A 25012-nucleotide genomic window follows, 5' to 3' on the forward strand; every position below is an offset into this window, starting at 1 on the left:
TATAGATTTTATGAAACAGACACATTCTTCGTTGGAAAAAATAAAGCAATTTTTTATTGTGCTGCTGCCAATTTTCATCACACAAATATCATTAATATCCACTGGCTTTTTTGATACGGTTATGGCAGGACACGTGAGCGAACAGGATTTAGCAGGGGTAGCAGTGGGGGCAAATTTGTTTATGCCTGTATTTGGCAGTATCCTGGGAGTGATTTCGGGATTAACCCCCATTATTTCTCAGTTGTATGGTGCAAGAAAGAAAGAAGAAATTCCATTTGTCATTATTCAGGGACTGTATTTATCCGTAATTATTGGGATTGTTTTGATTTTGCTGGCAGCTGCTTTTATACAGCCTGTTTTTGAACTTTTGAATTTGGAACCAAGGGTTGATTATATAGCGAAAATGTATTTGACGGCGATGGCGTTTGGTGTTTGTCCTATTTTTGCTGCGGGTGTTTTTCGTAACTTCATGGATGCTTTTGGGTATACACGTTTTACGATGCTCATAACAATTTGTGCAGTACCATGTAATATTTTTATGAATTATTTATTTATGTTTGGCAAATTTGGCTTTCCGGAGCTTGGTGGAATTGGTGCAGGGGTTGGAACGTCAATTACATTTTATGTAGTTCTTGGACTTAATGTTTTAGTGGTGCGTAGACTCAGTCCATTTAAAGAATATCATATATTTTCTCGATTTTGTAAACCATCGTTGAACCAGTGGAAGAGACAATTATGTATTGGCCTGCCGATTGGCAGTGCGATGTTTTGCGAACAGAGTATTTTTGGTGCAGTCGGAATTTTTATGACGGTTTATGGTACAGGTGTTATTGCAGCGCATCAGGCGGCACTGAATTTTACAACGATGGTATATATGATTCCGCTTAGCATCAGTATGACATTGACCATTCTGGTTGGTTTTGAAATCGGGGCGAAGCGCCTTAAGGATGCCAAAAAATACAGTTATATGGGGGTGGGATTGTCGATGCTTGTGGCATCCACGCTGGCAATTGTTTTAATTCAGTTTAAGGGAGCGATTGCAATGCTTTATACAAATGATGAAGTTGTGAATCAGCTCGTACAAAGTTTTATAGTTTATGCTATTTTTTTGCAAGTTTCAGATGGAGTGAGCGCACCGATACAAGGAACGCTGCGTGGTTATAAAGATGTAAAAATCACGTTTTTCTTAGCGGTTTTATCATATTGGGTTATTGGCCTGCCTGCTGGTTATATTTTAGCAAATTATTTTTCATATGGTCCATACGGCTATTGGATGGGACTTATAATTGGAATTGCAGTGGGAGCTGTATTATTAGGCTTTAGGCTTCGTTTGGTGCAAAGAAAACTGGCTGGTTAGAATGGGAAAAAGTTTTCACTATAGTGTTTTTAGGTATTGCTAAGTGTAATTGAATCGTTATACGGATGGCAAATAAAAAACAACAGACCTGCTTAAAAGAATGTAAGTGCGTCTACACGAGATGGTGATTGACTTATATTTTCCTTTGCAAGTTAACGGACTATATATTGTAACAATATGTAGTTTTTTTTTTAGATTGATAAAAAATTCACTTGACAAATGAACGTGAAAGTAGTAACTTAATATATGTGAAATGAATCACTTAAACAGTCTTGAAAAAAGAAATAAGGGGAAAATGATAGTATATATTTATAATGAATAGTTTTTTTAATTTATCGAAAATTTAGTTAAATTCAAGACTTATATAATATTAGAGGTGAAAGTTATACTTAGAGGCAATTTGATTGTTCTAAGTTTAGATAGAAACGTGAATTAGTTCACATATTATGGAATGTTGTGTTGATGTATTATAAGGTACATCCAGGGGAGAGGGAGAGTTAAGATGAAAAATGTAAAGAGTGAAAAAAGACCTCATGTAGTTGTTATTGGAGCAGGATTTGGTGGTGTTAAGGTAGCTAAATCTTTTACGAATAAGAATGTGGATGTTACTTTAATTGACCGCAATAATTATCATTTATTTCAGCCACTTTTATATCAAGTATCTACAGCGGTATTAGCCGAAGCAGAAATCGCTTACCCGGTTCGAGCTTTTTTTCGTAAGAATAAAAATGTTGATTTTTTCTTGGGGGAAGTTACGAATTTTGACCTTGAACAGAAAAAGGTTATTACCGATCAAGGGTCGGTAAGCTATGATTATTTGGTGGTGGCTGCAGGCGCAACAACGAATTATTTTGGCATGGAGTCCGTAGAAAAAAATTCTTTTGCAATGAAAACCTTAGATGAATCGGTTGTAATTCGAAATCATATTTTACAATTATTTGAAAGAGCCGATAAAGAAACCGATGCGGCAAAACGCAAGGCATTGTTGACTTTTGTTTGTGTAGGTGGCGGTCCGACAGGTGTTGAAGAATCGGGTGCCCTTTCAGAACTCATTTATTCTGTGCTCAAGCAGGAATATCATAAACTTGATTTTTCAGATGTCGATATTAAATTAATTGAAGCAACGGATCGGGTTCTCCCAATGATGCCAGAAGATTTGCGTGATGAAACAGTAAATGTACTGCGCAGTAAAAAAGTAGATGTTCGTTTAAATACGCAGGTCATGGATTATGATGGTGAAAAAATCACCTTTAAAGATGGTGAGGTCGTACCGACGGAAACTGTTATTTGGGCGGCGGGCGTGAAAGCTGTTCCGGTTATGGCTAAATTAGGTGCTGCAATGGATCGTGCTGGCCGTGTAATTGTGGAAAAAACATTACAGGTGCCAAATCATCCTGAAGTTTATGCAATTGGTGATAATGCTCATTTCATGCAGGGAGAAAGACCATTGGCAACGATTGCACCAGTAGCAACACAGCAGGCTGTTGTTTGTGTTAACAATATTTTGAACTCGATTGAAGGGAAAGATCTCGAGTATTTTGAATATCATGATGTCGGCAGTATGGCGACAATTGGTGCTGGCGATGCTGTAATGTTTAAAGGAATTATGAAGAGCAAGGGGTTTATTGCCTGGGCTGCTTGGATGGTCGTTCATTTAATGCGTTTAGCAGGAACTCATGCGAATGTTACGGTTGTTTTGAAATGGATGTGGAATTTCTTCTCAGGGACTCGTTTGGGAAGAATTATTACAGCACATTAAACTTATATAGGGTTGACAGAGAGAACTGTAAATTCCAAAATGGAGTGCAGTTCTTTTTTTGTGTGCATATATAAGTTGAACGATTCAGATAGTGTATAATGAAGGAAATAAACATATCAAAAATTTTGAATGTAAGGGAGTTGCAAAGGTATATGATGTTTCGGTTCTTTGCAAAATGTAATCAAATGAGAAAAATCAATATTTCCTGGTGGTTGATTTTGAGTTTGGTTTTACTTTTTTCCTGTAATTTAGCCGAGGGAGCAGAGTCTGAGGCGGTGGAAGCTTTGCATTTAACGTGGAGTCAGGATCCGATGACTACACAGACGATTACATGGCAGACAGAAACTGTGGATGACAAGCAATTTTTAGAATATAAAGATGTTTTAGAGACAACCAGTATGCTGCATAAAGTGCGGGGGACAGTGGAGCCTTTTTATACAGATGAGGGCTTGCATTATATTCATAGTGTAACGCTGGACAATCTCATTCCGGGTCATAAATATGTTTATCATATAGGTGATGGCGATAATTGGAATAAAGAAGGCAGTTTTCAAACAGAAACTGCTATGACGAATGTTTTTACTTTTTTATTATTTGGTGATTCACAAAGCAGTGATTATAATGAATGGAGCAAAACATTTGGACAGGCAGTATTGCAAACATCGGATGCTAAATTTTTTATCAATGTAGGTGATTTAGTCGATAATGGTCAACAATATACACAATGGAAGTCGTGGTTTGCTGCGATTTCAGGATATTCAAATCAAATTCCTGTCGTTCCGGTTGTAGGGAATCATGAAACATATACACTGATTCCTGAAAAAAAATTTTCTTTACCAATTTATTTTACGCAGCAATTCAAGGTCGGGCAAAATGGGCCGGAAGGATTAAAGGGACAAGTCTATTCTTTTGATTATGGAAATGCACATTTTGTTATATTAGATAGCCAAATCGGTGAGGAACGTAAGTTTTTACCAGATTCATTAGAACGACAGCAGGCTTGGCTGGCTAAAGATCTGGCTGCAACAGATAAGCTGTGGAAATTTGTTTTTATTCATCGCCCGGCATATCACAATCGCCAGGCAGAGTCACTGCCTGATCCGAAAACGACAGCCTTTGTACCAATTTTTGATCAGTATGGTGTAGATGTCGTTTTTTCCGGTCATGATCATGTGAATAAACATACACTGGGATTAAAAGCTGGTATGGTACAAGCTCCTGGAACGGTTTATATGACAGCTGGACGCAGTGGGACAAAATCTTATAATACTATGGAGGCAAAAGATTGGGATGCTGTTTATCTGGACCCGGCACAGCCGACTTTCAATGTAGTAAAAGTTAATGGCAATACGTTTACTGTGAACGTGTATCAACAAGATGGAACATTAATTGATAGCTGGAATTTGGTAAAATAAAACTAAAACTTTTTGGCGAGGCTTAGCAAGACTTATGTTTTTAGGCAGGATATTAATACACTCTTGTATAATTAAGAATAAACTGTATTACTATAATTGAAAGAGGTGCAAAATGAAAAAAAGCCTATTAGCAGGTCTTATTTTATTAACCATGATATTTTATACGGCACCTGCATATGCGAATGACTTAGAAGCATATCAAACAGCAAGGGTTGAATATATTAGTGCCTGGGTAGCTTTAGGAACGTATAATGATCGTATCGGACGAATCGTTCAGAGTGAATTGAGCGATGCCGGCTGGGATATGAAGGTTATCAATGAACAGTCCAGGAAAGATGCGGAAAAGGTTTTTTTTATTGAAAATAATGATTTTGAAGCGGGCAAAGAGGTTTATTTAGTTGCCGTTACTGGAACGGAGTCAAAAAAAGATATTGCGATGGATTTGAATATTAATAAAGCTTTTTTTGGTGGAAATTCACCGGAATCGTTTCAGGAAGCGGCAAAAAAAACAGATTTGGTTAGTTCAGATCCGATGATTCATCGAGGGTTTCATCAATATACACAATCAATATTTTTTACGCCAGGTAAAGGCGGTAATACATTCGGTGAATATTTGGCGGAACTACTTAAGCAAAAGTCAAATCGCAAAGTTTATTTAATTGGCCATAGTCTGGGCGGGGCAGCGGTAACAATTGCTGCAGCACGGCTTCAGTCTATGGGAGTGAATCCTGCGCAAATAGCAGTCATCACATTTGGTGCGCCTGCCATTGGAAATCAAGCTTTTGCTGACCTTTATGGAAAATCAATTTCGCTAGATCGTATTGTTATAAAGGGTGATCCGGTGAAAAGTTCCTTACAAGGTCTGGCGGGTGGTTACACTCAATTTGGTGAGGCAAAAATATGGCAGGAAAATCGAAATTCAGATAAATTCAAACATGCTATGGTAGTTTATCTTGATGCAGCTTTACGTAATTTTTATGATAAAAAAGAAGCGGCACAGCAAGCGGGATTTGATGTGGAAGCTCAGCCAACACAAAAAACATCAAAATCAAAGGCTTATATTGCACCGCTTTCTATGACTCTGGATGATTATGTTTTAGGGGATAGACATTATATGGAAGAGTCAGTGAAAGACGTTTTTCGGCATCGGCTGCCGGGATGTGTCTTTGGTCTGGGAAAACGCGGATCGTTTGAAGAAGAAATTGTAAAAGCTGCCGCTGCGGGGTGTGATCGTATTGTATTTGCCGCTGTTAGTGTGAAACAGTTGCAAAAAGAACATTATACTTTTCATGTGAACCTGCAAGAAGATGTTTATTCAGTTGACGGAAATTTACAAGGAAGCTTTATATGTTCAACGAATACAAGCGATTTTACACCGATTCAAGCAACGCTTCATAATTTAACAAGTATAAAAACAGACTTTGAACATAGTATGGATACCAAAAAAGTGAAGCTTGAAAGTAGATAAAAAATGTGAGGATTGATCCTGGTGAAACGAATTGATAAGATTTATGAATATATTAAACAGAAATCGAGTGTTTATACCTTAGAAAATCTTAAGGGACGAATTGGTGTAGATGCAACAGAAATTGCCGATGAACTGGGAATATTGAGGAATAATGTCAGCATGGAACTCAATGCACTGCATCGGCAGGACAAAATTATTAAAATTATTGGACGTCCCGTACTATATTTTGATAAACAGACGGTAGAATCACTTTGTGGGACTGTGATTGAGGGGCCTTGCCAATTTAATACAATTGAAGAGTGTGTAAAAATGACTGGTGTCAAAGGGCAAGGTCCCTTTGACCGTTTGATTGGCGCGGATCGGAGTCTGAAAAAACAAGTCGAGCAAGCCAAGGCGGCTATTTTATATCCGCCGGATGGCTTGCATACACTTATTGTTGGTCAGACGGGGGTAGGTAAAACATTATTTGCGCATATGATGTATGAATATGGGAAAACGATGAATCGGTTCCCCACAGGTGGCCCATTTATTACGTTTAATTGTGCTGATTATTATAATAACCCGCAGCTTTTGATTTCACATATATTCGGACATATTAAAGGAGCTTTTACTGGCGCTGATACAGCAAAAGAAGGCTTGGTGGAAGCTGCTGATAAAGGTGTTTTATTTTTAGATGAAATTCATCGCTTGCCGCCGGAAGGGCAGGAAATGATTTTCTACTTTATAGACACAGGAACCTTTAACCGGCTGGGGGAAACTACGCGGGAACGAAAGGCAAAGGTACTGTTAATTGGTGCTACGACCGAAGATCCGAATTCCGCCCTTACGAAGACTTTTGTGCGGCGTATTCCGAATATCATTACCATTCGTCCGCTGATGGAACGTTCTTTGGAAGAAAAAGTCGATATTATTAAATTGTTGTTGACGGACGAAGTTCAGCGAATTAATAAACCAGTAAAGATTAGTGTGGAATCAATTAAAGCCCTTATTGGTAGTATTAGTAATGGCAATGTTGGTCAGCTTAAATCGAATATCAAATTACTTTGTGCCAAAGCTTTTTTAAATGGGATCGACAATCCAAACTATATTGAGATTGATTTCAAGATGCTGCCACCTAAAATAAAAAATGGACTCTTAACGCTCAGTGCAAATCGCAAAGATCTCGCGGAATTAAGCAAATATATTAATGAACCACTGCTGCTTACGCCGCCAGGGGATAAAGTTATTCTGGGAACGGAAGATTTGGAGAAAGAACCATTTAATCTGTATCAAATAGTGGAAGATAAAGTGGATCTTTTGAAAGGTGAAGGCATTAGTGATGATTTAATCAAGCAAATTGTGGCAACCGATGTGAATGTGTATATCAAATCTTTCTATAATAAACAGGATGTACATATGTCAACGAGAGAACGTCTGCTTAAGATTGTCGATAAGACACTGGTTGATTTTACGGAAGAAATCAGCCTTCTAGTGCAAAATAGGATGAATCGTGGGTTTAAAGATCGGTTCTTATATGCCTTCAGCCTTCATTTAAGTGCTTTTTTAAAACGAGTGAAATCCAAAGATGATTTGGCCTACAGTGAAATAGAAGGTGCTATTCCACGTGATTCACTAGCATTTCAAGTAGCTGTGGAGATTAAGGATAAAATTGAAGAACATTATCATATTGAAGTGCCAAGGGCGGAGATAGAATATTTTGCTCTTCTGTTGGAGTCGGTGGAAGATGAGGACAAAGAAGAAAAAGTAATTATTATGGTTGCGACTCATGGAAAAAGTACAGCCACATCCATGGTGGAAGTGGCACAGAAACTTTTTAGTACAAATGATCCGAATCTGATTGCGATTGATATGCCGCTAGAGGTAAAACCACAGGAAACTTTGGAGAAAATGATCTCAAGGCTGCAGGAAATGAATTATCAACAGGGTGTATTATTATTGGCAGATATGGGTTCACTATGTAATCTCGGTTCTATGATTATGGAACGCCTTAAAGTACAAGTCAAGACGATTGATATGGTATCGACTCCACTTATATTGGAAGCGATGCGTAAAGCTGATATTGTAGGAATGGATTTAAGCAGTATTTATGAGTCGTTATTGAATTTTAAAGGGTATGAGGTAGTAGAGTTTAATCGGAATAAAGATGAGGGTGGACGCGAGGTGATTGTAACAATTTGTACATCTGGTGCCGGGGCTGCTGTTAAGTTGAAAGAGATGATTGAAGAAATACTCTTACATATAGTAGACCGCAAGGTTGAGGTGATTCCGGTTGGTATAAAAAACTTGGATCATGTCATTCGTGAACTTGCTATTAACTATAAAATCATTGCTGCTATCGGTATGATCAAACCCAATTATAATATACCATTTATTCCTTTGGAAAAATTAATTGAAGGTGATGGTGAAACGATTTTACGCCGTTTGCTAAAAAGCAATGTTAAATTTGTGGAAAAAGAAAAGAAGAATGTTGTGGTGCAGAAACTTTGTGAAGAAAGTTTGCAAAAATTCTTAACGTATTTAAATCCAATTAAGGTAATGAGTGTATTACTTGAATTTGACAGTGTATTGGAAAAGAAAATGGGTAAGAAGTTTAGCAATCCAATTAAAATCCGTCTTATTGTCCATTGTGGCTGTGCATTGGAACGGATGGTGATCAATAATGGACTTGTTTATACCGGAAATCGGCAAAATATTGATACACAAAAGTTTAATTGTATCACAGAAGCCACTAGTGTATTTGAAAGAAGCTTAAAAATCAAGCTTACTGAGGATGAGATATATTACATGACAGATATGATATAGTATTAAAAATACACTATTTTGGCTAAAAATCGAAGTAGTGTATTTTTTTTATAAATGGAAATAGTGTATCTGATAATAAAATATAGAGTATTTTAAAAATAAATAGAGTATTGATTATTGAAAAAAGAAAGGAAAAGTAAGCATAATCAATCACTTTCGTTTTGATACACAATGTTGGCACGGGGCTTGCATTATATATTGGCGTGGAGAAAAAAGTGTTTTAGCATTTATATATTTTATTCACCAATAACGGAACTTATATTGAGGAGGGTTCACATGCTAGCAATTTTAGTAGGGACACATGGTAATTTTGCAACAGAACTTGTTAAAACTTGCGAAATGATTTGCGGTGCGACAACCAATGTTCGAGCAATTACTTTAGTACCGGGAGAAAGTCCGGATGATGTAGTAAAAAAATATGAAACTGCAATCGCTGAAATGGATACAGAAGAAGGGGTAATCTTCTTAAATGATTTATTTGGCGGTAGTCCATATAATGCAGCTTGTCGGCTTGTAATCAACAATGAAAAATATGGTATTGTTACAGGTGTTAGTCTGCCAATGCTTATTGAACTGGTTGGTATACAGCTTACGGATGAGCATTTAGACATTAAAGAAGTTATGGATAAAGCAGTGGAAGCTGGAAAAGCCGGCGCACAGACATTTCATGCCAGTGCAATCAAAGAAGATGAGGAGGATGATTTATAATGAATATCGTATTAGCAAGAATTGATGACCGTTTAATCCATGGTCAGGTTGCAACTGTTTGGGCTAAACGAACTGAATGTGAACGTATTATCGTCTGTGATGATGATGTAGCGGCAGATTCGATTCGTGCTACCTTATTAAAACAAGTAGCACCACCGGGAGTTAAATCGAGTGTAGTAGATATTGAAAAAGCAATTCGTGTTTATAATAATCCTAAATACGAAGCGGTGAAATGTTTGCTTCTATTTACCAATCCAACCAGTGTACTGCAAATGGTTGAAGGCGGTGTTGATATCAAAACGATCAATATCGGCGGGATGAGTTTCAAAGAAGGCAAACGTCAGATTACGGGTGCTGTTTCTGTCAATGATCAGGATGTTGAATCCTTTAAAAAATTAAATGAAAAAGGGATTGAACTTGAAATCAGAAAAGTAGATACAGATAAAAAGGTAATGCTGATGGATGTTTTAAAATAATAAAATGCATTCGTTTCATGATTAGGCAAGTTTTCTCAAAATGGTTTCACAAAAAATATATATCATAAAATGGAGGGAAACATAATGGATCTTAGTAGTATGCAAATTATTGCGATCTTCATTGTATCTTGTGTGGCTGGTATGGGTAGTGTTTTGGATGAATTTCAAACACACAGACCTTTGATCGCCTGCACAGTTACAGGCCTTATTCTTGGAGATATGACAACAGGTATTATTATTGGTGGTACACTTGAAATGATCGCTTTAGGCTGGATGAATATCGGTGCCGCGATGGCTCCGGATGCAGCACTTGCTTCGGTTATTTCAACCATTCTGGTAGTTGCAGGTCATCAGAGTGTGGGTGCCGGGATAGCAATTGCTATGCCGCTTGCAGCAGCAGGTCAGGTTCTGACAATTATCTGCCGGACACTTACCGTGTTTTTTCAGCATAAAGCGGATAGTTATGGTGAACAGGGGAATTTAAGAGGAATTGATATTTGCCATCTTGGCGCTCTCGGTATTCAGGCACTTCGTGTGGCGATTCCTTCTACTCTTGTTGCTATGTATATTGGCACTGGAGTTGTACAGGATTTGCTTGCGGCAATTCCACAAGTTATCACTGGCGGGCTTCAGGTAGCCGGCGGATTTATCGTAGTAGTTGGGTACGCAATGGTTATTAATATGATGGGCGTATCTTATTTGATGCCTTTCTTCTTCTTGGGTTTCGTATTCGCAGCCTTCACAAACTTCAACCTGGTAGCATTTGGTGTAATTGGTCTTGTAATCGCTATTGTATACATCCAATTAAATCCTAAATATCAGGTAATGGCAGCAGCTTCGGCAGCTGGTGGATCCAGTGATTCAGATGACGATTTGGACGATTAATTTAAGAAGAATTTAAGGGAGGAAGATTAATAATGAAAAAGCTTACGAAAAGTGATTTTTTCTGGGCGTTTGTCCGTTCCAATTTTGCACAGGGTTCTTGGAACATGGAAAGAATGCAGGCTTTAGGATATTGCTTTGGGATGGTGCCAATTCTTAAAAGACTGTATGAAGGTGATGAACTTAAACAGGCAATTAAAAGACATCTTGAATTTTATAATACACAGCCGTTTGTAACTGCACCAATCATTGGTATTACCGCTGCAATGGAAGAACAAAGAGCCAATGGTAAAGACATTCCAGATGGTGTTATCAACGGTATTAAAGTTGGTATGATGGGACCTTTAGCTGGTGTTGGTGATCCTATATTCTGGGGTACTTTAAGACCAATTACCGCGGCTCTTGGTGCATCTTTGGCACTTACTGGCAGTGTTGGTGGACCAATTCTGTTTTTTGTCTTATTTAATGCAGTTCGCTTAGCAGTTAGATGGTATGGTATTAAATATGGCTATACAAAAGGTACAGATGTGGTACAAGATGTTGCCGGTAATAAATTGCAGAAACTTACAGAAGGTGCTTCGATCTTAGGTTTGTTTGTAATGGGTGCTTTGGTTAATAAATGGACATCGGTAAATGTTCCTCTGGTTGTATCGCAGATTACGATGCAGGATGGAAAAGTAGTTACGACTACGGTTCAAACGATCTTAGATCAGTTAATGCCAGGTTTGATTCCATTGATTTTAACTTTTATCTGCATGAGATTGATGAAAAATAAAGTAAATGCAATTTGGATTATCTTCGGCTTATTTGCTGTTGGTATCATTGGTTATGGTTTAGGTATTTTAAAATAATCAATCCACAAAAAAGGCTATTTATAATAGCCTTTTTTGTCTATTTAAATTTAAAGATGTAAAAAAATAAATATACTTTGTACCCCAAGGGGTTTACATTTTTCACTAGAGTCTTTAAAATAAACGTAGGGGATTGTTTAATAAAATTTAAGCAAATATAAGTCAAAATAAAATATTCAATCCTTATAACTAAGTAAAAATAAGTTTTTTATTTGTAAATTGTTTCAATTAAAATGGAAACGGACAAATATTTTTCAAAAGATAAGGAGAATTATTCTATGCTAAAATGTATTGCAGTTATGACAAGCGGCGGAGACAGTCCAGGGATGAATGCGGCAGCACGGGCCGTTGTTCGTACGGCACTTTATGAAGGTGTTGAGGTTTGGGGAATTAACAACGGGTATAAAGGTGCTATTGAAGATGATATGTATAAATTGGAATCTCGTTCCGTAGGAGATATCATTCAAAGAGGCGGCACTTTTTTGGGGACAGCTCGTAGTCCTGAATTCAAAACAGAAGAAGGCCGTAAGCAAGCTATGGCCAATTTTAAAAAACATGGGATTCAGGGTTTGGTTATTATCGGTGGTGATGGCAGCTTAACGGGCGGTGCGTTGTTGAGCAAATTGGGGATGCCGATTGTCGGTCTTCCTGGTACCATTGATAATGATGTATGGGGAACGGATTACACGATTGGTGCTGATACAGCTGCCAATACGATTGTGGATGCCATCAATAAACTTAGAGATACAGCTTCAGCACATCGTCGCATTATCCTTATTGAAGTTATGGGACGTAAATCTGGTTGGCTCGCAATGACAACTGGGATTGCCGGTGGGGCAGAATATGTTCTGGTTCCAGAAGTAAAATATAATATTGATGATATGTGTCAGGAACTTAAGGAAGCTTATGATCGTGGTAAACGTTACAGCATCGTTGTTGTTGCTGAAGGCGCTGGCAGTGCTATTGAAATTGGTAAAGAAGTTGGCGAAAAGACAGGCATTGATACAAGAGTGTCGGTTTTAGGACATATCCAGCGCGGTGGATCACCAAGTGTGGAAGACCGCATTAAAGCAAGCATGCTCGGTGAAAAAGCTGCTTTGGCATTAATTTCTGGGTTATCAAATGTAGTGTTTGGTTTTGATGCAGGGAAAGTGGTTAGCATTGATCTCAATGATGCGGTACATAATCAAAAAACCCTGGATCCGGAATTGATTCGTTTAGCACGTGTATTAGCATAAAAGAAAAAGAAAAGAAAACCCCCACTGCGCGTTTGCGCAGCGGGGGTTTTCTTGTAGTAGGAGTTTTGGTTGAATTTTATAGTTCGTATTTAAAATACGGAACCATCATAGTGAAGTGTAGCAAAATAATCATCTAGTGTTTCGGCCCGGCGAATCAGTTCGACATCACCGTTTTCTTTCCATAAGAGTTCAGCCGAACGAAGTTTTCCATTATAATTAAATCCCATAGAATGACCATGGGCACCGGCATCATGAATCACAATACGATCCCCGATGTCAATGGCTGGCAATTGACGGTCAATTGCAAATTTATCATTATTTTCACAAAGTGAACCTGTAATATCATACGTATGGTCTAAGGGTGCATTTTCTTTGCCCACTACGGTAATATGATGGTACGCACCGTAAAGTGCCGGACGCATCAGATTCGCCATACAAGAATCAAGTCCCATATAGTCTTTGTATGTTTTCTTTTCATGAAGTGCAGTCGAGACAAGATATCCATAAGGACCTGTGATAGCACGACCAAGTTCCATAGCGATGGCCAGGTTCAAACCTGCCGGGCGGATGATTTTGTCGTATGCTGTATGAATGCCAGCACCAATATATTCTAAATCAATAGCAGTTTCTTCTGGGCGGTAGGGAATTCCAACACCGCCGCCTAAATTTACAAATTCCAGATTAATGGCAAGCTTTTCTTTAATTTCAACAGCGAGATTAAACATAAGCTCCGCTGTTGCAATAAAGGAATTTGGGTTTAATTCATTCGAAATAACCATAGTGTGCAGACCAAAACGTTTTACGCCTTTATCTTTGCAGATTTGGTAGCCTTCAAACAATTGTTTTTTTGTCAAACCATATTTCGCTTCTTCTGGTTTGCCAATAATGTCATTGCCTTCAATTAAGGATCCAGGGTTGTAACGGAAGGATAATACTTCTGGAAACCCGGCATTTTTTTCTAAATATTCAATATGGGTAATATCATCAAGATTGATAATTGCACCCAAAGAGATTGCTTTTTGAAATTCATCCGCTGGTGTATCATTGGATGTGAGCATGATTTTTTCACCGTGGATCCCAGCTTTATCGGATAAGATTAGTTCCGCTAAGGAACTGCAATCAGCACCAGCGCCTTCTTCAGCAAGAATTTGCAATAAACGCGGATTCGGTGCTGCCTTTACGGCATAATGTTCACGAAAAGAAGGTGCCCAGGAAAAAGCTTTGAATAAGCGGCGCATATTGAGGCGAATAGCCTTTTCATCATAAATATGAAAAGGTGTTGGATATTTTTGAATAATTTTTTCAAGTTGAGATTGTGAAATTGGGAAGATTTTTTCAGCCATAAATTAATAATACCTCCAATTGATTTTACATACTTATCGGAAACAAAAAAGCGATTCGAAAGAAAGCTTCTCGCAAATCGCTACGTATTTATAGCATGCAAGATAGCACTCCATACGTTTGTATGACAGTCTGGTGTTTATTCAACCCAAGACCAATAATTCTCCTTTACCATTCGAAAATTATTTCGGCGATAATCCCTTTTCCTATACATCAACGTTGGTAACTCTGCATAGGTACTATTGATTTATCGCACCTCTATCTGTAAATATGTAAATATTATATTGGTATGTATTATAACAATATTCAAGATAAGTGTCAATTGAAAATTAGAATCAATCGTCATTAAAAAATATTTACGGCTTTTTGATTCAGTGGTGATCTTTTGCGAGGCGGTAAACGAAGAAACATTTGATTTTTAACGAAATAATTAGGGTTAGCTGTTTTTTTGTGATAAAATAAAAGTAATATTTATTGTTATAAGGAGAAAATTTTTATGTGGATGAGAATTTGGCGCTGGGTACAAATGTTTCGTGAAGATTTGTTGGTTTTATTTATTGCAGTGCGAAATCCGGCAACTTCAAGAAGCATAAAAGTTTTATTTTTATTGGCAGTTGGCTATTTGATTAGTCCGATTGATTTTATTCCTGATACAATACCTGTAGTAGGGCTTATGGATGATATGGTTATTGTTCCAGCCTTGCTTTATTTTATTATGAGAATACTTCCACCTGGTGTGCGGCACGATAGTGAAATGAAGGCGCAGCGCTTAGGACGGAAGTTACCCTATATTTTTTTTGCTTTGGCTGTTTTTCTGGTGACTTGGATGGTATTTATTTTCTGGGTCATATATTCATTGCTAATGAAATAATAGGGGATTTTGATGAGGTGTAAATTTAGTGAGATTATATATTGCCGAAAAACCGAGCATGGGAGCTGAGATTGCAAAGTGCCTTACTGGTCCAATTGCAAGACATGACGGGTACCTTGTTACGAAAGACGGCGTGGTTACTTGGGGGTTCGGCCATATTTTACGACAGGCCGAACCAGATGAATATGATGCGAAATATAAAATGTGGAAAACGGAAGATTTACCGATTATTCCGCAAAAATGGAAATTATTGATTGATAAATCATGTGAAAAACAGTTTTACATTATTAAAAACCTGATTGACAAAGCGGATGAAATCATTCATGCTGGAGATCCGGATCGTGAAGGGCAGCTTTTGATTGATGAAGTTTTGGATTATGTAGAAAATAATAAACCCGTTAAGCGCATTTTGCTGAATGCGCTTGATGAAAAAAGTATCAAAAAAGCGAATGCAACGTTGCGTGATAATCGTGATTTTTTCAATCTCAAACAATCCGCGTTGGCAAGAGCGAGAGCGGATTGGTTGATTGGTATGAATTTGTCACGTGCTTATACTTTGGCGGCACGACGGGCTGGACATAAAGTGGTTTTGCCGATTGGCAGGGTGAAAACACCAACACTGGCTTTAGTAGTTCGACGGGAACGTGAACTAAAGGCATTTGTTCCTGTGGATTATTTTACAATAAAAGCAGAGTTCTCCCATGAAAATGGAAACTTTTCAGCTGTGTGGAAACCGAATGATGAGCAGGCTGGACTTGATGCAGAAGGGCGCTTATTGGATGAGAAAGTCGCGCAAAAACTCGTGGAGGGTTTTGCACAGTCGGAAACAATTGGACAGGTTTCACTGTATCAAACAACCGAAAAAAAAGAAGCACAACGTTTACCGTTCTCTCTTTCGTCACTGCAAGTGCTGGCAGGAAAACGTTTTGGTTATGAACCCCAGCTTGTCTTAGATACAGCGCAGAAACTTTATGAAAAAAAGATGACGACATATCCTCGTTCCGACTGTGATTATTTGCCGCAAAATCAGTGGAGTGATGCGAAAATTATTTTGGCTAATTTAGCTCAGATCGATGATTCTGCTTTAGCGCAGTGGGCTAAAGGTACGGATTTGAAAATCAAGAGTCGTGCTTGGAATGATAAAAAAATATCAGCCCATCATGCGATTATACCAACCCAGGTAAAGGTTAAATTGGCTTCTTTAAGTGAAACGGAACGAAATTTGTATTTTCTCATTGCACAAGTTTATATTGCACAGTTTTTTCCTCTGCATGTTTATGATCAGACAAGAGTTGAGGTTCTATATAAAAAAGAAATTTTTGCTGTCAGTGGGCGTGTCATCAAACAAGTGGGATGGAAAACCTTGTATTCTTCGATGGTAGACGATGATGATAAAGGCGAGGATGCTGTTTCAGCCCTACCAGCTATGCAAAAAAAAGACGTGGTAGAATATATTGATGCTAAAATCGATAATCGAGCCACGAAACCACCAGTACGCTTTACAGCAGCGACTTTATTGGCTGGTATGAAGGAAATCCATAAATATGTGAAAGATCAAGAAGCAAAGAAAAAACTTAAAGATGTTTATGGTATTGGTACCGAGGCAACAAGAGCTACGATTATTGATGATTTAATCAAACGTGATTTTTTAAACTCAGAGGGCAAAAAAAAATATTTGTTTCCCACGGCTGCTGCTTATCTTTTGGTCGATGCTTTACCAGATGAAATGACTTACCCTGATTCAACGGCAATTTGGGAGGACCATTTACATTCGATGGCGGATGGTGATGGCGAATTAAATGACTTTTTAACGGCACAGATTGAGTTTACAAAATTGCTTTGCTTAAAGGCAAATGATATTCATTTGCCCATAAAAGGAGATCATCCTTGTCCGCGTTGTAAAAAGGGAGTACTGATACAGCGTACGGGGAAAAATGGTCCTTTTTGGGGTTGCTCAAATTATCCAAGCTGCCATATGAGTTGTGATGACGAAAATGGGAAACCAAAACTCGTTCGGCAGAGTTATAGTGTGAATGCGAATAATTCAACAGTTGGTTTGCCGTCTATGTTATCCGCGCAGGCGATGATTGCACAGATGAAGAATGAACCGGAAAAAAGAGGAAAATCAGCCAACGTGCCAGAACATATGGAAAAATCCGCACCAGTCAGCTCTGTGCATTGTCCTGGTTGTCAAACGGGAAATTTGCGACGTATGAATGGGCGCAATGGATTTTTTTGGGGATGCAATCAGTATCCTCGCTGTACCGCTACTTTTGATGATGAAAATGGGAAACCGAAGCTTAATACGTAACAGATAAAAGAAGATACTTATATATAAGGGGGATCATTCATATGAGTGAAAAATTTTTGGCGTTGGGATTACAACCTGATTTAGTTAAGGCTTTAGATGAAATGAATTTTCTGCAGCCGACACCAATTCAAGAACAAACGATTCCAGCTGCATTAAAAGGTGATAATATTGTTGGGCGCTCAGCCACAGGCACTGGTAAAACCTTAGCTTACTTATTACCAATTCTGCAAAAAATCGATCTGGAATCTTCCGCCGTGCAGGCGGTTATTTTGGCACCAACCTATGAACTTGCTATGCAAATTTCTCATCAGGTTCAGTTGGTGGTTCAGAAAGCGGAAATGAAGATTACATCTTTATCTTTGATTGGTGGTGCGAATGTTACCAGACAAATTGAAAAACTGAAAAAAAAGCCACAAATTGTTATTGGGTCAGCGGGACGTATTAATGAGCTGCAAAGAAAAGGAAAACTGAAAATGCAGCAAGTTAAGTTTTTGGTTTTGGATGAAGTGGATCGTTTGCTGGATGATCAAAATCAAGAGTCAATTGAGCAGGTTTTGAAATGTATCGGAAAAGATTGCCAGCATTTTCTTTTTTCAGCAACGATTGCTGCTAAAACAATGAAACGGGCGAGTTTTGTTCTAAATCCAACGATCGTAAAATTAGGCGATGATTTGATTTTGCAGCCACAGATTGAAAATTTCTATTTTATTACAACATTTCGTGATAAAATAGAAGTATTACGTAAATTAACGAAACTTTTCCCAGTGAAGCGCGGTTTGGTTTTTGTTAATAAAATGTATGATCTTGGGAAAACTATAGAAAATCTAACATATAATGATATTAAAGTTGCTGCTCTTACGGGAGATGCTGATAAATTATCTCGTAAAAAAGCAATTGACGATTTTACAAAGGGCAAAGTCACATTGCTGCTAGCAACAGATTTAGCGGCAAGAGGTCTGGATATACCGGATATTGATTATGTTATTAATTTAGATATACCGGAAAATGAGGGGATTTATCTGCATCGGGCTGGTAGAACCGGTAGAGCGGGGGCCACTGGCATTGCAGTGTCACTTGTGGATTCGAAAGAAGTTACCCATTTTGTAGAAATTGGTAAAAAGTTAAATTTACAATTTGTGCCAAAAAAAATGCTGAATGGAAAAATTGTTGATTTTATGGTGAAACCAAAACATTGGAAATAAAGTATGAGAGAATTTTTAGGAGGTGAACCTATTACTCCCTAGCTATTTTAGGGAGCGAATAGGACGTGGTTGGATTTTTTGACGGCTGTATTTAATTTGGCAATTGTTTTCTTTTTGGTGTTTCTGAACGGATTTTTTGTGGCAGCAGAGTTTGCTATTGTAAAGGTGCGTTCTTCCAAAATTGAAATGTTGATACAAGAAGGAAATACAAAGGCAAAATATGCAAAAGAACTGGTCGATCATTTAGATGCATCCCTTTCAGTGACGCAGCTTGGTATAACGCTGGCCTCACTTGGTCTTGGCTGGGTAGGTGAACCAGCAGTGGCAGTAATTATTAATCCACTGCTGGTATTTATCGGAATTCCGGCTGAAGTTGGGCACACAGTAGCGTTTGTGATAGCCTTTTCTTTTATTACAGCGTTACATATTGTTTTAGGAGAGTTAGCTCCAAAATCGTTGGCTATTCAAAAAGTGGAGGCTGTTGTTTTAGGTGTGGCCTTGCCAATGATTCTGTTTCATAAAGTGATGTACCCAATCGTTTGGATGTTGAATCATGTGGCCAACTGGGTTCTGCGGAAAATCATTGGTATTGAAGTTTCGAATGCGGGTGATGCTGCCCATACTGAAGATGAAATACGTATATTAATGGAAGAAAGCCATAGGCAGGGTTATATTGATAAAACGGAACTTACTTTTGTGGATAATGTCTTTGATTTTTCGGAGCGTAATGTACGTGAAGTTATGATTCCGCGTACAGATATGATTTGTCTTTATACAGAGGATTCTTTTGAAGAAAATGTAAAAATTGCCTTGGAAGAAAAGTTAACGCGTTATCCAATCTGCGAAGAAGATAAAGATAACATTATTGGCTTTTTGCATATTAAAGACTTGCTTCGCGGACTTTATGTCGGCGAAAAACCAGAACTTCGTACATTAGTTAGACCAGCATCGGTGGTACCGGAATCCATGTCACTTAGTAATCTTTTAAAACTCATGCAAAAGACTCGTTCGCAACTTGCTATTGTGGTTGATGAATATGGAGGAACTGCCGGACTTGTAACGATTGAAGATATTGTTGAAGAAATTGTCGGTGAGATTCAGGATGAATTTGATGAAGACCGACCAATGATAGAACAGCGCTCACAGGATACGTACTCGGTTGATGCGCGGCTGCTTATTGAAGAGCTTAATGATGAGTTGAAAATGGATCTTGATCCAGACAATGTTGATACGATTGGCGGATGGCTTTATTCAAGAATAGAAATACCACCGCAAGTCGGTCATAAAGTTATCTATCATGGTGATCAGTTTTTTGTTGAAGAGGTTGATCACATGCGAATTACGCGTGTTTTGATTAAATTGCATTATATATTGGAACGAGACTCCGATGATATTGAATGATAAATGACTTTTTTACAGACAGCACAGTCTGCTTTTTAGCAGATTGTTGCTGTCTGTTTTTGCGTAGGTGATTTTCATTAAAAGCAAATAATTGTGAAAATTTACATGGCAGGCGGATTTTTGTACAAAAGTAAAAAAAGTAGTACATATTTTATTTTTAATTATAATATAATAAATATTATTAATGATTATTGGGAAAATTATGCATCATATTTATATATAACACTGTACTTTCTAAGGTATCGTAGTGTATAATAAATATAAATAGTGTAGTGCATAATCGAATGATCATTGATTTGATAGAGATGGCATGTGTTTTTTCAAAAATGAAAACATTCTTTTATATTTCAGTATAAAAGATAAAATTTATCATATCAATTCATATGATTTATGCAGCTTGCTGAGAGCGTGTTGATTTTTAATGGATATGTTAAGGGATATTTTAGTGATGATATCCTTCTACTAATATGCGTATTTATTGGAATGAGATGGATTTATAGTGTAAACTGCATTTTATTGTGAATTGTGCTACCTATTTCAAGGTGTTAGGGCATATTAAAGTAATAAAATTTTTTGATTGTTGATAGAATTGTTGATTATTAAAGTGATTTTTTTATTGATGTCTGTCCTTATTAAGACTGGGGGAGATTATTATAAAATCTTATCAAGAACATGAATTAACTGAAATCATTCAGATTGATCCCAAAATTTGCAAGGGCTGCGACTCTTGTAAATCATTTTGTCCAGCCGATGCGATTGAGGGTAAATATGGTGCAATACATCATATTGATTCAACAAAATGTCTGCAGTGTGGTCAGTGTTTAGTGAATTGTCCGTTTGGGTCCATCAAAGATCAAGTGGATGCAGTTGATGAAGTCATGAAAAAACTCGATGATCCTAATATTACTGTTGTCGCAACGATTGCACCAGCAGTACGTGTTGCCTTGGGTGAAGAATTCGGTATGGAACCGGGATCTTTGGTGACTGAAAAAATGTATGGGGCACTAAAAAAAGCAGGTTTTAAAATTATGGATGTAAATTTTGCTGCGGATAATACGATCATGGAAGAAGGCATGGAGCTGGTTGAAAAAATCAAGCATTATGTACTGGGGGTTCCTACTACGCATCATCTGGGAGCATTACCACAGTTCACATCTTGTTGTTCAGCTTGGGTACGTTACATAGAATTAAATCATCCGGATCTTTTGGATCATTTATCAACAGCTAAATCACCGCAAGGGATGGCAGGTCCAGTGGTGAAAACATATGGTGCTACAGAAGTTTGGCATACCGAACCAGAAAAAATTTATGTGGTTGGAGTGTATCCTTGTACGGCCAAAAAATTAGAGGCTTCACGTCCTGAATTTCATTCGGCGGCAAAGTATTGGAAAGAACATGGTCATAGTGCTGATTATCCGGATACGGATGTTGTTTTAACGACACGCGATTTGGCACGGCTGCTCAAGAAAAAAGGCATTGATTTACAAACGGTTGAACCAGCTACAGAAAAAGACAATCCTTTAGCGGAATATACTGGTGCGGGAACAATTTTTGGTGCAACTGGCGGCGTCATGGAAGCTGCACTTCGAACGGCTTATTTTGTGGTGACTGGTGAAGAGATGGCAGATCTTTCCTATAAACCAGTACGTGGTCTGGAGTTTGTGAAATATGCAGATGTTTTGATGAAAGTCAAAGGAACGGATAAAGAAATCACTCTTAAAGTCGCTGTGGTGCATGGTACTAAAAATGTTGAAGCACTTCTTCCTGATATTAAAGCAGGAACCTCACCTTATCATTTTATCGAAGTGATGAATTGTCCAGCGGGCTGTGTCAATGGCGGTGGTCAGCCCATCAATCCAATGGGAACGTCATGGCTTGGTAAAACCAAAGCTATATTCCCCTGGTCTTAATAGGAGGTTAAATGAACATGGCAACTTATAATTATATTGAAAAAGCAATTCAAGTAACGCGTCGTGAGTTTGTCGCGTTGACCGGTGTGGCAGCTGCGATTCTTTGGTCTGGTGCCTATGCAATTACAGATGTGGTCGAAGACCGCAATAAATATATTAAATTGCGTACAGCTGGTCTTTATAAAGATGATGAAAAAAGTGCGCTTCGTCAAAGCCATAAAAACAAAAGTTTAATGGATATGTATGCGAAGCTGGCTAATAAACCATTGAGTCCGGTGGCTGAAAAGTTATTTCATACCCAATATGTTGATCGGACGAAATTAGGCTAATAGGAGGATGTATCGATGACAAAATATGATGACAATGCAGTTGTGTTAAAACATGAAGCAGGGACAAGGTTATTCCATTGGGGGCTGATCTTAGGCTTTTTGCCAACAGCGTTTACAGGCATCGCAATATGGTTGAAGCCGTTTAGTGGAGATATGATGAATGTATTGATGATGGTTCATATTGTCGGCGCATGGGTTTTATCATTAGCCTGCGTACTCTTTTTTATCTTTAGACATAAACGTGTTGTGGCTTTTTGGCGAGAAATATTCACTTGGACGAAAGATGATGTTGCGTGGATGAAAGTTTCCGGTGGTTATCCGCAAAAAATATTTTTGGGTAAAATTGTTCCGGTTCCACCTATGCGCAAAATGAATTCAGGACAAAAGATGATGGGTATTATGGTATTTATTGGTACAATTCTTGTTGTTGTAACTGGCTGGATCTTATATGCAGCACTTCCGATGGTACCAAAAGAAATTGCTTTTTATGCGGATTTAATTCATTTAATTGTGGGCTTAGGACTAACGATTTGTGTTGTTTGTGGACATATTGTCCTTAGTATCTATAATTGGAAAGAGTGCGTTTGTATGTTTGGTGATGGAACCATGCGGGTAAATGATGCCAAACATCATAATGAATTATGGGTCAATGAAGATATTGAACCTGTAGAAACAACCAACTAAATTCATAGATTGAACAGTCTGCTTGATAAATATTGAGCAGACTGTTTTTTTTGTGTGAAACAAGGTATAATTAAAGCTTAAAGATTGAAATTAGGGGTTAATATTTTATGATTTTATCAATAGAAAATTTAACGAAAACATATGGTGAAAAAACACTTTTTGAAAAGATTAGTTTTGGTATCGACGATGGTGATAAAATTGGTATCGTTGGCGTAAATGGTACAGGGAAATCAACCTTTATTAAAACGGTTGCTGGTTTAGTTACACCGGATTCGGGTAATATTATTACAATGAAAAACATTCAGGTGGAATATTTGTCGCAAGATCATGATCTTGCACTGGATCATACAGTTCTGATGGAAGTATTCAAAGGAACACAACCGATTATGGAAGTTTTACGAGAGTATGAAATTGTTTTAATGGAGAATCAGGAAGATACTGCAGTCCAAACGAAGCTTATGAATCTTACGCAAAGAATCGATGAATTGGATGGTTGGCAGATCGAGAGTGATGCAAAGGCTATTTTAACGAAACTTGGCATTTTTGATTTCACGTTGAAACTTGGCGAATTATCAGGCGGGCAGCAAAAAAGAGTGGCTTTGGCATCGGCACTGATCCATCCCTGTGATTTATTGATATTGGATGAACCGACCAATCACCTTGATAGTGAGACGATTGGCTGGCTGGAAGAATATCTGCATAAAGTGAAGGGTGCTCTTTTGATGGTAACGCATGATCGGTATTTTCTTGATCGTGTGGCTACTAAAATTTTGGAACTGGACAAGGGAAAAGCTTATACGTACCAAGGTAATTATACAGCGTTTCTTGAACTCAAAGCTGAACGCGAAGATCGTGAAGGTGCTTCTGAGCGTAAACGGCAAAATTTGCTGCGGACAGAACTTGCCTGGATGCAGCGTGGAGCAAAAGCTCGCTCAACGAAACAAAAAGCGCGAATTGATCGTTTTGAAGAATTGAAAAATAATAAAGTGGACCTGGATCAGGGCAAAGTGGAAATTGGTCTTGGTGGCAGCCGGCTTGGACGGACGATCATTGAGATTGAACATGCAGGCTATAGGATAGAGGATCAAACAATTTTAGATGATTTTTCTTATATTTTGCTGCGTAATGACCGTGTTGGTATTTTAGGACCAAATGGCTCAGGTAAAACAACACTTTTAAATTTAATTGCAGGTAGACTGATCCCTACAACTGGTACTTTAATCATTGGTCAGACTGTGAAAATTGGTTATTTTGCTCAAACGAATATCGAAATGGATGAAAAACTGCGAGCCGTAGAATATATCCGTGAAGTGGCTAATTTTATTACAATGGCCGATGGCAGTAAGATTAGTGCGACACAGCTTATGGAAAAATTTTTATTTCCCAGTGATTTGCAATGGTCGCCAATTGCCAAATTATCTGGAGGCGAAAAAAGAAGATTGTTTTTGCTTCGGATCTTAATGAGTGAGCCAAATGTGCTTTTACTTGATGAACCGACGAATGACCTGGATTTGCAGACATTGACTATATTGGAAGATTTTATTGATAATTTTAATGGTGCAATTATTTTCGTGTCACATGATCGTTTTTTTGTTGATCGTTTAGCCGATAAAGTTTTTGTTTACGGTGAAGGTGGTAAATTGACACAGTACTTGGGCGGATATTCTTATTATAAAGCTGCAATGGAGACGGCCGCAGTTCATGAAGAAAAAAACAAACTGTCCGATGCGAAGGAGAAGTTTGTTAAAGAACAGCCTGTAATCTGTAGCCGGAAACTGACTTTTAAAGAACAACGTGAATATGCTGAAATTGAAGCAGTCATTGCAAGTGCAGAAGGTGAACTGTCCGTTGTGGTACAGCAAATCAATGCAGCTGGTGCTGATTATGGAAAATTAAATGAACTTACAAAAACGCAGCAGCTTTTGCAGACCAAGCTAGATGCACTTATGGAACGTTGGGCGTATTTAGAAGATATAGCAGAACAACAAAGATAAGCAGGATAAATGC

Annotated in this window: 19 protein-coding genes and 1 riboswitch; of the genes, 18 read left to right on the plus strand and 1 reads right to left on the minus strand. The window is 38.0% G+C overall.

Features of this window, described 5'->3' with window-relative positions; genetic code table 11:
* The first annotated feature begins 10 nt into the window (after nucleotides 1–10).
* The 10 genes from BMY14_RS01735 (at nucleotide 11) to pfkA (ending at nucleotide 12956) form a co-directional block, all read left to right on the plus strand.
* On the plus strand, nucleotides 11–1357 hold the full coding sequence (locus BMY14_RS01735; protein ID WP_091828647.1) for an MATE family efflux transporter: 1347 nt from the start codon (nucleotides 11–13) through the stop codon (nucleotides 1355–1357).
* 502 nt (nucleotides 1358–1859) lie between these two features.
* Nucleotides 1860–3116: an NAD(P)/FAD-dependent oxidoreductase gene (locus tag BMY14_RS01740; RefSeq protein WP_091828648.1), complete on the plus strand. Its 1257-nt coding sequence runs from the start codon at nucleotides 1860–1862 to the stop codon at nucleotides 3114–3116.
* A gap of 152 nt (nucleotides 3117–3268) precedes the next feature.
* Nucleotides 3269–4531, plus strand: a complete 1263-nt coding sequence (locus tag BMY14_RS01745) for a purple acid phosphatase family protein (protein ID WP_177177438.1) — start codon at nucleotides 3269–3271, stop codon at nucleotides 4529–4531.
* 112 nt (nucleotides 4532–4643) lie between these two features.
* Nucleotides 4644–5999, plus strand: coding sequence for a lipase family protein (locus BMY14_RS01750; protein ID WP_091828650.1), 1356 nt, complete (start codon nucleotides 4644–4646; stop codon nucleotides 5997–5999).
* A 21-nt stretch (nucleotides 6000–6020) separates the two neighbouring features.
* Nucleotides 6021–8801: a sigma-54-dependent transcriptional regulator gene (locus BMY14_RS01755; RefSeq protein ID WP_091828651.1), complete on the plus strand. Its 2781-nt coding sequence runs from the start codon at nucleotides 6021–6023 to the stop codon at nucleotides 8799–8801.
* A 276-nt stretch (nucleotides 8802–9077) separates the two neighbouring features.
* A complete protein-coding gene (locus BMY14_RS01760; protein WP_019552083.1) occupies nucleotides 9078–9509 on the plus strand; it encodes a PTS sugar transporter subunit IIA in 432 nt (143 codons plus the stop codon).
* Nucleotides 9509–9985 carry a mannose/fructose/sorbose PTS transporter subunit IIB gene (locus tag BMY14_RS01765; RefSeq protein WP_019552084.1) on the plus strand — a complete coding sequence of 159 codons (477 nt, stop codon included), beginning with the start codon at nucleotides 9509–9511 and terminating at the stop codon, nucleotides 9983–9985. The genes BMY14_RS01760 and BMY14_RS01765 overlap by 1 nt, the downstream gene beginning before the upstream one ends.
* 84 nt (nucleotides 9986–10069) lie before the next feature.
* On the plus strand, nucleotides 10070–10870 hold the full coding sequence (locus BMY14_RS01770) for a PTS mannose/fructose/sorbose transporter subunit IIC (protein ID WP_019552085.1): 801 nt from the start codon (nucleotides 10070–10072) through the stop codon (nucleotides 10868–10870).
* A gap of 32 nt (nucleotides 10871–10902) precedes the next feature.
* Entirely contained in the window at nucleotides 10903–11718 is an 816-nt protein-coding gene (gene manZ / locus BMY14_RS01775) for a PTS mannose transporter subunit IID (protein WP_019552086.1), read from the plus strand.
* A 278-nt stretch (nucleotides 11719–11996) separates the two neighbouring features.
* A complete protein-coding gene (gene pfkA, locus BMY14_RS01780) occupies nucleotides 11997–12956 on the plus strand; it encodes a 6-phosphofructokinase (protein WP_019552087.1) in 960 nt (319 codons plus the stop codon).
* An 89-nt stretch (nucleotides 12957–13045) separates the two neighbouring features.
* Here the strand turns inward: pfkA and BMY14_RS01785 are convergent, their stop codons facing one another.
* The gene (locus BMY14_RS01785; RefSeq protein ID WP_091828652.1) at nucleotides 13046–14299 is read right to left on the minus strand and encodes a diaminopimelate decarboxylase family protein; all 1254 of its coding nucleotides are present in this window, start codon (nucleotides 14297–14299) and stop codon (nucleotides 13046–13048) included.
* A gap of 95 nt (nucleotides 14300–14394) precedes the next feature.
* A riboswitch (Lysine riboswitch) is annotated at nucleotides 14395–14566 on the minus strand.
* A 227-nt stretch (nucleotides 14567–14793) separates the two neighbouring features.
* Here BMY14_RS01785 and BMY14_RS01790 point away from each other — a divergent pair.
* The 8 genes from BMY14_RS01790 (at nucleotide 14794) to BMY14_RS01825 (ending at nucleotide 24999) form a co-directional block, all read left to right on the plus strand.
* Nucleotides 14794–15168: a YkvA family protein gene (locus tag BMY14_RS01790; RefSeq protein ID WP_091828654.1), complete on the plus strand. Its 375-nt coding sequence runs from the start codon at nucleotides 14794–14796 to the stop codon at nucleotides 15166–15168.
* 28 nt (nucleotides 15169–15196) lie between these two features.
* Entirely contained in the window at nucleotides 15197–17479 is a 2283-nt protein-coding gene (locus BMY14_RS01795) for a DNA topoisomerase 3 (RefSeq protein WP_091828657.1), read from the plus strand.
* A 41-nt stretch (nucleotides 17480–17520) separates the two neighbouring features.
* Entirely contained in the window at nucleotides 17521–18681 is a 1161-nt protein-coding gene (locus BMY14_RS01800; RefSeq protein ID WP_091828662.1) for a DEAD/DEAH box helicase, read from the plus strand.
* Between the two features lie 69 nt (nucleotides 18682–18750).
* Nucleotides 18751–20082 (plus strand): hemolysin family protein, encoded by a 1332-nt coding sequence (locus tag BMY14_RS01805; RefSeq protein ID WP_091828664.1) that lies wholly within the window; start codon nucleotides 18751–18753, stop codon nucleotides 20080–20082.
* A 695-nt stretch (nucleotides 20083–20777) separates the two neighbouring features.
* A complete protein-coding gene (locus tag BMY14_RS01810; protein ID WP_281246410.1) occupies nucleotides 20778–21992 on the plus strand; it encodes a [FeFe] hydrogenase, group A in 1215 nt (404 codons plus the stop codon).
* A gap of 17 nt (nucleotides 21993–22009) precedes the next feature.
* On the plus strand, nucleotides 22010–22321 hold the full coding sequence (locus tag BMY14_RS01815; protein WP_091828668.1) for an iron hydrogenase small subunit: 312 nt from the start codon (nucleotides 22010–22012) through the stop codon (nucleotides 22319–22321).
* Between the two features lie 15 nt (nucleotides 22322–22336).
* On the plus strand, nucleotides 22337–23005 hold the full coding sequence (locus tag BMY14_RS01820; RefSeq protein WP_091828669.1) for a cytochrome b/b6 domain-containing protein: 669 nt from the start codon (nucleotides 22337–22339) through the stop codon (nucleotides 23003–23005).
* A gap of 107 nt (nucleotides 23006–23112) precedes the next feature.
* Nucleotides 23113–24999, plus strand: coding sequence for an ABC-F family ATP-binding cassette domain-containing protein (locus BMY14_RS01825; RefSeq protein ID WP_091828670.1), 1887 nt, complete (start codon nucleotides 23113–23115; stop codon nucleotides 24997–24999).
* Nucleotides 25000–25012: the final 13 nt, after the last annotated feature.

Source organism: Propionispira arboris (genome assembly GCF_900109225.1).
GTDB lineage: Bacteria > Bacillota > Negativicutes > Selenomonadales > Selenomonadaceae > Propionispira > Propionispira arboris.